Origin of the sequence: Streptomyces sp. C, assembly GCF_000158895.1 — a bacterium.
Taxonomy (GTDB): Bacteria; Actinomycetota; Actinomycetes; order Streptomycetales; family Streptomycetaceae; genus Streptomyces; species Streptomyces racemochromogenes.
Map to the genome: position 1 here is coordinate 2,937,947 of NZ_GG657750.1, position 8,886 is coordinate 2,946,832.

Annotated in this window: 7 protein-coding genes and 1 pseudogene; 5 read left to right on the forward strand and 3 right to left on the reverse strand. The window is 69.5% G+C overall.

Features of this window, described 5'->3' with window-relative positions:
* Positions 1-210: pseudogene (locus SSNG_RS43735) on the reverse strand (class E sortase); the annotation flags it as partial.
* A 56-nt stretch (positions 211-266) separates the two neighbouring features.
* Here SSNG_RS43735 and SSNG_RS13145 point away from each other — a divergent pair.
* Positions 267-1,268, forward strand: coding sequence for an SEC-C domain-containing protein (locus SSNG_RS13145; protein WP_007264317.1), 1,002 nt, complete (start codon positions 267-269; stop codon positions 1,266-1,268).
* A 128-nt stretch (positions 1,269-1,396) separates the two neighbouring features.
* Positions 1,397-4,558: a DEAD/DEAH box helicase gene (locus SSNG_RS13150; RefSeq protein WP_042800944.1), complete on the forward strand. Its 3,162-nt coding sequence runs from the start codon at positions 1,397-1,399 to the stop codon at positions 4,556-4,558.
* An 18-nt stretch (positions 4,559-4,576) separates the two neighbouring features.
* Here SSNG_RS13150 and SSNG_RS13155 read toward each other — a convergent pair whose 3' ends face one another.
* Complete coding sequence (locus SSNG_RS13155) at positions 4,577-4,960, reverse strand: hypothetical protein (protein WP_042800945.1); 384 nt, start codon at positions 4,958-4,960, stop codon at positions 4,577-4,579.
* Positions 4,961-5,729: 769 nt separating this feature from the next.
* On the opposite strand from SSNG_RS13155, the gene SSNG_RS13165 reads away from it, so the two are divergent.
* A complete protein-coding gene (locus SSNG_RS13165; protein ID WP_206731293.1) occupies positions 5,730-7,430 on the forward strand; it encodes a hypothetical protein in 1,701 nt (566 codons plus the stop codon).
* A 27-nt stretch (positions 7,431-7,457) separates the two neighbouring features.
* Here SSNG_RS13165 and SSNG_RS13170 read toward each other — a convergent pair whose 3' ends face one another.
* Positions 7,458-8,000 carry a GNAT family N-acetyltransferase gene (locus SSNG_RS13170; protein WP_206731294.1) on the reverse strand — a complete coding sequence of 181 codons (543 nt, stop codon included), beginning with the start codon at positions 7,998-8,000 and terminating at the stop codon, positions 7,458-7,460.
* Between the two features lie 158 nt (positions 8,001-8,158).
* On the opposite strand from SSNG_RS13170, the gene SSNG_RS39525 reads away from it, so the two are divergent.
* Both SSNG_RS39525 and SSNG_RS13180 read left to right on the forward strand, forming a co-directional pair.
* Positions 8,159-8,341, forward strand: a complete 183-nt coding sequence (locus tag SSNG_RS39525) for a hypothetical protein (RefSeq protein ID WP_007264321.1) — start codon at positions 8,159-8,161, stop codon at positions 8,339-8,341.
* Between the two features lie 98 nt (positions 8,342-8,439).
* Positions 8,440-8,742 carry a hypothetical protein gene (locus SSNG_RS13180; protein ID WP_042800947.1) on the forward strand — a complete coding sequence of 101 codons (303 nt, stop codon included), beginning with the start codon at positions 8,440-8,442 and terminating at the stop codon, positions 8,740-8,742.
* The last annotated feature ends 144 nt before the right edge of the window (positions 8,743-8,886 follow it).

Consider the following 8,886-nt stretch of genomic DNA (forward strand, 5'->3'; position numbering starts at 1 on the left):
CCCCCACCCCTCCTCCAACACCTGGACCTGCTCCTGCGCGGCGGCCGCGGCCTGCCGGTTCGTCCACCACACCTGGTGCACGACCAGCAGCGCCACCACCACACCCACCGTCGTGAGCACCTCGCCGCCCACCCACAACAGCCGCACCAGACCCGCCCGCCCCACCGGCCGGCCGCCCCTCTGCACCACCACCCGCACGCGATCCCGCACGGCGGGCACCTTAAGACCTCCCCCCTCAACTGACCAGCAGCAGTACGGTGTGAACCATGCGCCCCGACACGCCTGCCGAGCACACTGCCGAAGCCGAGCGTCTGATCCGCACGGCGACCCGCTACCCCGAGGACCAGGAGCCCTTGCTCCTCCAGGCCGCGGCCCACCTCGAACTGGCCGACGCCCGGGAGCGCGCGAGCGCCCTCTACGACCAACTCCTCTCCGCCTCCCCCGCCAACCCCCACCTGATCAAGGCCCTCCAGGCCGCGAACCTGTGGGAGTACGGCCACGAGGCCGAGGCCCGCGCCCTGATCTCCGGCATCCGCGCCGCCGCCCCCGCGGACCCGGCGCCCTGGGAGGTCATCGCGGAGGCCCTCGAATCCCACGACGAACTAGAGGCCTCCCACGAGTGCTTCACCGAGGCGGCCGCCCTCCTCACCTCGGAGGACACCCCCCTCACCCACGCCACCACCGCACTCCTGACGGGCCGCCACCGCGTCCGCAGGCTCCTCGGCCTCCCCCACGACGACTGGGACATGGTCGCCGACACCCGCCACACCGGCCCGATCCCGCTGGACGAGCTCCACGACCCGAAGCGCATCTGGGCCCTGGGCTCCGACGACCCGGCCGAACTCCGCGCCGAGATCGCCCGCCTCCGCGCCGAACTCGGCGACCGCCGCGCCGCCCTGTCCCGCCCCTTCCCGGTGGCGATCCTGCACTGGCCGGCCCGCGAACTGTCCGAGCTCCTCACCAGCTACCCCACCCTCGCGACGGAGTACCCCACCCGGGAAGCCCACCTCCAGTCCGTGGAATCCTCCCTCCGCGCCCTGGCGGCCTCCGGCACCACGAACCTCGGCATCGTGACGGGCAGCGTCCCCTCGTACGAAGCCTTCGCGGCCTCGGAGAAAACCTCCCCGGCCTCCCCGGCCCTCCTCCCGGAATACGCCACCACCCTGGCCGCCCGAGGCAAAGCCACCCCCTGGCCCCCCACCCCCACAGCCCCTTGCTGGTGCACCTCAGGCAAGCCGTACGCGGAGTGCCACGGAGCGGACCGCTGAACTGAACCAGCCAACATCTGACCGGAAAATCCCCTCATCGAACACCACAACGTCGTAATTCGGCAGCTGCTGTCGGCTTCTCTTGCTACAACCGACATGGCGATGATCCATTTACGAGTGGGGGTTCCGTGTCTTCAGGTGCGCGTCCAAGTGGGCCGAGGCCAGTGATCGGCGTGCATGAAACGCTGATCACGACCGCGTTGGAGGAACAGCTCAGGGAGCTCATCGCCGGCGGAACAGTCGTGATAGACGGTCATGTGAGCGTGGACTCATCTCAGCACGTTCTGACGCGGCACGTGGCCCACGCCGTCGGTGAGGTGCTCAAGAGGCTGCCCCCTGGCGAGCAGGTCCGCGCGGCGAATGAGATCCTCCACTCCCTGAGCGCCTATGAGGGTGCTCGGGAGTGGGTCGGACCCATCGCTGAAGGACCACGTCAGCTACTTGCCGTCACGGAGCCAGCCGTGGTGGCGCCCTCTGCGGCGGCTGCTGCTCACGTCATTCGCCCTTCAACCCCTTTCTCCGACACCGCGCTCATCACCAACTCCCCGGAAGATCCGAGTCTCGGAGCCGAGCTGCGCGCAGAGCTCACAACAGCTGACCGGATCGACCTCCTGTGCGCGTTCGTGAAGTGGACAGGCCTCCGAATCCTCGAAAAGCCCCTGAAGGCGGCGGCGGCCCGCGGCGTCCCCATCCGCGTGATCACCACCACGTACATCGGGGCCACCGAGCGCCGCGCCCTGGATCGCCTGGTCCGCGAGTACAACGCCGACGTGAAGATCAATTACGAGCTTCGGTCGACGCGCCTCCACGCCAAGGCATGGCTCTTCCGCCGTCACTCACGTTTCGACACCGCTTACGTCGGCAGCTCCAACCTTTCCAAAGCGGCGCTGCTGGACGGCCTGGAATGGAACGTACGCCTCTCCGGGATCGCCACCCCCGACGTATTGCGCAAGTTCGAGGCCACCTTTGACGCGTACTGGAGTGAGCGGGCCTTCGAGTCCTACGACCCTGATCGCGACGCCCAGCGACTGGACGAAGCCCTGAAGATCGCAGGGAGCTCGGGTGGCGTCAATGCCGCGCGGGTGATCAGCCTGTCAGGCCTGGAGGTGCACCCCTTCCCACACCAGCGCGACATGCTGGAGCGCCTTGAGGTGGAGCGTACGGTGCACGACCGCCATCGCAATCTCTTGGTCGCCGCCACGGGAACCGGAAAGACCGTAATGGCTGCGCTCGACTTCAAGCAGCTACAGCTCAAACTGGGCCGTAAGCTGCGCCTCCTCTTCGTCGCGCACCGTAAAGAGATACTCGACCAGTCTCTCCGCACATACCAAAATATCCTCAATGACGCAGACTTCGGCGAGTTGCTTTACAGCGGCGAGATCCCACAAAACTGGAACCACGTCTTCGCCAGCGTACAGTCACTGAACGAGCGAGCACTGGACCGCCTCCCGGCCGGCCATTTCGACGTGATCGTCATTGACGAATTCCATCACGGCACCTCACCCACCTACCGGAGGATCATCGAGCACTTCAGACCCCTCGAGCTCCTCGGCCTGACGGCGACGCCGGAACGGATGGACGGCCTCACCATCCAGGACGAATTCTTCGACGGGCGGATCGCTGCAGAGATGAGGTTGTGGGAAGCCCTCGAGAACGACCTCCTCTGCCCATTCCACTACTTCGGCATCAGCGACAACACCGACATGAGCGCCGTGGCCTGGAAACGGGGGGACTACGACGCCGCCGCCCTCAGCAGCGTGTTCACTGGCAACGACGAGCGCGCCAGGCTGGTCATCCGGGCACTCCAGGAAAAACACACAGCGCCCGAGGCGATGCGCGCCCTCGGATTCTGCGTCTCTGTCGCTCACGCGCAGTTCATGGCTGACTTCTTCAACCAGGCCGGGTTCCAGGCAGTCGCACTGTCAGGCGAGACTCCACGCCCCACGCGCAAGGCAGCACTTGACGATCTCCGCGCGGGGAGGCTGAACGTCATCTTCTCCGTTGATCTGTTCAATGAGGGGCTCGACGTCCCCGATGTAGACACCCTGCTCCTACTCCGCCCGACATCCAGCGCCACCGTCTTTTTGCAGCAGCTGGGGCGAGGTTTGCGGCGCAGCGCAAACAAGCCTGTCCTGACCGTGCTCGACTTCATCGGTCAGCACCGCAAGGAGTTCCGCTTCGAAGAGCAGTTCCGCGCACTCACCAACTTGACCAGAAACCGGCTGATCAACAGCATCGAACGCGACTTCCCGCAGCTACCGTCCGGCTGCCAGATCCTGCTCGAGCAAAAGGCAAAGGAACACATCCTCTCCAACATCCGGAACCAGATCAACGTCAACGTGACGCAGCTCGCCCGGGAAGTAGCCGCGTACCGCGAGGTAAACATCTCTGCCTACCTCAAGGAGAGCGGTCGCGAAATCAAGGAGATCTACCGGGGGAACGGAAACTCGTGGACAGGGCTGCTGCGGAGGTCCGGACTGCTGACCACACCGGCACCGGAAGGCGAGGGCGCCCTACTCAAGCGCGTGTCTGCGTTCCTCCACGTGGACGATCAGGCTCGGGTACAGGCCTACACCGCCCTGCTCGAGGACAACGCTCCCAAGTACGCGGCTCTCGATGAACGCGGGAAGGCCTACGCCCGCATGCTCTTCTTCTCCTTGTGGCCACTCGGCACCAACGTCTCCACCTACCAAGAGGCGTTCGACTCCCTGCGCCCTCAATGCGCCTTCCGTAGTGAGCTGCGCCAGGTACTCGCCCACGGGCTGAACCTGGCCGACCACGTGCCACTGCCCCTGACCGGGGACCACACCTCGCTACCGCTGTCCGTCCACGCGTCGTACAGCCGCGAGGAGATCCTGCCGGCCCTGGGCCAGTCGGTCATCGGAGGTTTCATGCCGGGCCACTTCCGGGAGGGCGTGAAGTGGTGCGAAAGCATCCAGACCGACGCGCTCCTGATCACCCTGGAAAAGGATGAGAAGGACTTCTCTCCGCAGACCCGCTACAAGGACTATGCGATGAACGAGGTCCTTTTCCACTGGGAATCGCAGAACCAAACGTCCGAAAGCTCCCCCACCGGCAGGCGGTACCAGGAGCACGTAGAAAACGGCTCGCACGTGCTGCTCTTCGTCCGACGTTTCAAAAAGACGGACATCGGCGGTCCGCAGGCCTGGATGCTGCTCGGGCCCGCCGATTACGTGCGTCATACCGGTAGCAAGCCCATGGCGATCGAGTGGAACCTCCATCACGAGATGCCAGCTGACGTGTGGGCGTACTCCGCCATCACCAACTAGCCACACCGTGGAATGCCATCACCCCGCCCCCGGAAAGAGCCTGAGCTGCTCGTGGCCGCGGGCTGTTGCCGTGGGTGGGGTGGGGCGGGTGGTGGCCAGGGTCAGGAGGGTGCGGAGGGCTTCGATGACTTCCTTCGGGGTGTCGCGGATCATCGATGGGGTCGCGCTGGCCACCAGGATGCCGTGGGCCTCCAGGCGGAGGCGGCGGCGGAGGGTGGCCTGCCAGGCGTCCCGCGTGTAGTGGTACTCCGCCGAGTCGACCTCCAGGGCCACGCCCTCGTCGGGCCAGTAGGCGTCCGGGCTGGCCAGGAAGGTGCCGTCCGGGGTGTAGAGGCGGGCGTTCCACAGCGGGGCCGGGAGGCCGGTGCCGGTGAGGGCGTCGCGGGCCCGGGCCTCGGCCACCGAGCGGACCCCGGCCAGGAGTTCCCCGGCGGCGGCGCGGATCGCCGGGCGGGCCAGGAGGCGGGCGCTGCGGAGTTCGGCGTGGAGGTCGTGCGGGTGGCACCAGCCGGCCTGGACGACCTGGGCCAGGACCGAGCGGATCCGGTCGGGGCTCGGGCAGCGGGCGGCGAAGTCGGCGGCGGCGCGGACCGGGCGGGCGCTGGGGACGCCCGAGACGGTGATGGTGCGGGGCCAGCGGGCGGTGGTCAGGGGCCGGACCTCCGGGGTGCCGGAGAGGCGGCGCGGAGCGCGGATCAGGACGTCGGCCGGGGCGGGCGGGGTGTCGCGGATGCCGAGGAGGGTGAGGGTGGCGGCTCCGGTGAGGGCGGCGGTCTCGCCGGAGAGCGGGTCCGCGGCCGGCTCGGCGGCGTACAGGACCGCGGCCAGGGCCCGTTGGCGGCGGTCGGGCGGGCCCGTCTGGAGGAGGTAGACGCGGGGCAGCAGGGGCCGCCGGGGCGGGTGCGGGAGGTGACGGTGCCGTCGGGGACCCCGGCGGTGGCGGTGAGCTGATGGCGGGTGGCGAGGCCGAGCTGGCGGCGGGCCACCTTGGCGGTTCCGGGCGTGATCATGCCGCGGGTGGCCGGCAGTTGATTCGATTGTTGGCCGTGACTGGCGGCCAGCTTCCTCGTATGGGTGAACGGGAGGTGTTGCAGGCGCGGTGGCTTTGTTGGGACGTCAGTCTGAGTGGGGAACGTCCGTACTGCTGTAGGGGATGGGGAGGGGATGGCCGATGGCACGCGGCAGGAGAAAGCGGGAGCCGAAGCGTGTACTGCGCGCGCTGGCCGAGCCATTCACCGTATCCGCTCCTGCGGGTGCGCGGATCAGGGACCGTTTGTCCTTGTCCGCCGAGGATGCACGGGTCTTGCGGGTCGTCGGCGAGCATCTGGGCGGGTGTGCCCGTGCCGATCTGGCTGAGCGGGTGCGGATCGGCAGGGTGGCGGTGAAGGAGAGTCGGCGGGCGGAGCGTAAGCGGGCGCTGACGAAGGTGTCGTCATCGCGCTGGGCGGGGGCGATCACCCGCACCAGTGAGGACCAGTACCAGCTCTCCCTGCGATGTCTGTTCGATGAGAGGGCCTCCCTGCGCCGGTCTATTGTCAAGATCCGTCAGCGTCTGGCGGTGCCGTGCGGGCAGCGTGCGGGCGGTGTCCGGGGCTACCTGAACCAGGCTGAACGCGCGCAGAAGCAGCGCCGGCTGCAGGTGCTCATCGCGCGCCTGGCCGTCGTGGAGGCCCGTATCGAGGCCGGGCGTCCGGCGGTCGTCGTAGGCGGCCGTCGTCTGGCGAAGGTGCGGCACCACCTTACTGACGCCGGCCTAAGCGAGGCCGGGTGGCGGGAGCGGTGGGAGGCGGCCCGCCTGTTCCTGACCGCCGACGGGGAGTCCGGGGCGCCGTACGGGAACTACACGATCAGCGTGGACCCGGTCGACGGCACGGTCACGATCGTGCTTCCCGAACCCCTGCGGCACCTGGCGAACGCGCCCCGTGGCCGCTATCGCCTCGCCTGCACCGTCACCTTCAACCACCGCCGGGAGGAGTGGCTGGACCGGGTCACCGCCCACCGGGCCGTGCGCTACGACATCACCCACGGCCCCGAACGCGGCCGCTGGTACCTCGACGCGTCCTGGTCCACCCCGCAAACGGTCCTGCCCACCCCGGTGGAGCTGGCCGCCGCCGGTGTGCGGATGCTGGCCGTGGACCTCAACGCCGGCCACCTCGCCGCCTGCGTCATCGACGCGCACGGCAACCCGGTGGGCCGGCCCTTCACCGTCCCCGCCAACCTGACCGGACCCACATCACAGCGCGACGGACGACTGAGGCAGGCGGTCAGCGAACTCATCCACCTCGCCAAGGCGAACGGCTGCGCCGGTCTGGCGATCGAGAACCTCGGTTTCGACGACGCCCGCGCCACCGGCCGCGAAACCATGGGGCGCGGCAGACGTGGCAAAGCCTTTCGCCGCACGGTCGCCGGACTTCCCACCGCCCGCTTTCGGGAACGGGTGCGCGGTATGGCCCACCACGCGGGGCTTGTCGTCGTTGCGGTCGATCCCGCCTATACCTCCCGCTGGGGCGGCCAGCACTGGAAGCAGCCTCTCCAGGAGCAGTCGAAGACTGTCGTCGTCACCGGCCACCACGCGGCCGCAGTGGCGATCGGCAGGCGCGCCCTCGGACACGGGGCACGGCGTCGGCCAGGTGTGACCGCACACGACCAGAGGATCGTGCAGCGGAGAGCTACCGGCCAGACCGTCCCCCGCCCGAGGGCGTGCGGGACCGCGAGCCCGCCGAGGACCACAGGCACGCCCCACCAGGGCATCAAGACCTGCCGGGACCGAAGCGACCAGCTCGCGCTGTTCCCCGTTTCCCAAGACCGTTCGGGGAGACAACCGGCCAGCCCGGTTTACAGCGATCCGGCCAACACCGGCCGACATCGCTAGGAACGGTATGCCCGCTGCGCACCCGGTCTAGCGGGGGCGCCCCGGGTGGTTCGGGGACAGGAAGACGACGACGCCCGTCTGGGTGCCGGGGAGCGCGGGCACCTCGTGCCAGCCGAGCCGGCGGTACGTGGCCACCGTGTCCGTGGCGAGCCGCGAGGTCAGCAGCCAGGCCCGGCGCTGCGGGGCGTCCGCGGTGATCTCCGCGAGGAGGGCCCGGCCGGTGCCGTGGCCGCGCGCGTGGGCCCGTACGGCGAGCTCGTCGATCTCCAGCGCCCCGACGAGCAGCTCCCGTACCCGGTCGGCTCCGAGCTGGGCGGCGACCTGCGGGTACGCGCGGTGCTGGGGGAAGGGGTCCCGCGTCAGCCAGCCGGTGGCGAACCCGTCGACGCCGGCCTCGGACTGCGCGAAGGCCATACGGAACCCTTGGCGCCGGACGTCCGTCTGGAGGCGGGTGGAGAACTGGCGAATGGTTTCTTCGCACTCGTTCCAGGGCGCGGCGGAGAAGACCTCGGCGTAGACGTCGACCAGCTCGTCCTCGAGGTCCAGGACGGCGCGTCCGTAGGAGATCACGGTGTCGACTCCCGGGGTGATTGGGTGGATTCCTGCTGGAAGACCGAATTTACGCCCAGGAGGTTCCCGCGTCCGGTGATGCGCAGAAGCGGCGAGTGTGCGACAAATCGCCTCCGCGTCGTCCGTGTCGCGGATGGGGGTGCGGCGTTGAGCAACCCGTGAACACGGACACACTGCTGCGGGCGGCGGGGCGGTGCGCGCTCGCCTTCCTCCTCGTCCTCGGGGCCGTCGCGCTGTTGCCGCGCGCGGTACGGGAGGCGCTGCCGGACGCCGTGGTGGGCGGGGCGGTGCTGGTGCTCGGGGCGGTGGGGGCCAGGCGGGCGTCGAGGGGCCCGCGTTAGGTTTGACGGGTGGGTGCGGTGCCGGCCGTCTGGGCCGGGCCGGGCCGCCCGTGTGCAGGGCAGTTCTTCGGAAGACACGACGTGTGAGGGAGTTCGAGATGGCTCGGGTACCGAGTTCCGCGGTGGCGGCGGCAGGGCTGGTCGGCGGTTACGCCGTGGCCCGCTGGACCAAGAAGCGGCCGCTGGGCGGTGTCGTGCTCGGCGCCGCCGGGCTCGTGGCCGGGCGCGAGTGGCACAAGCGCGGCGGGGTACCCGCGGCGGCCGGGCTGGGGGCGCTGTACCTCGCCGGCTTCGCGGGGGCGCATCCGCTGGCTAAGAAGGTCGGAGCGTGGCCGGCGGTCGTCGGCGCCGCCGGTGTCGTCGCCGCGACCGCGTGGGCCGTGGCGGACCGCTCCGCCTGACCGGTCCCGCCGGGGGTGCCGCGTCCCGCCGGGGGTGTCCCGTCCCTTCGGGCCGGCGTCCCATTCCCCCCGCCGGGGGTGTCCCGTCCCCTCGGGCCGACGCCCCATTCCCCCCGCCGGGGGTCCGGGGGCCGACGCCCGCTC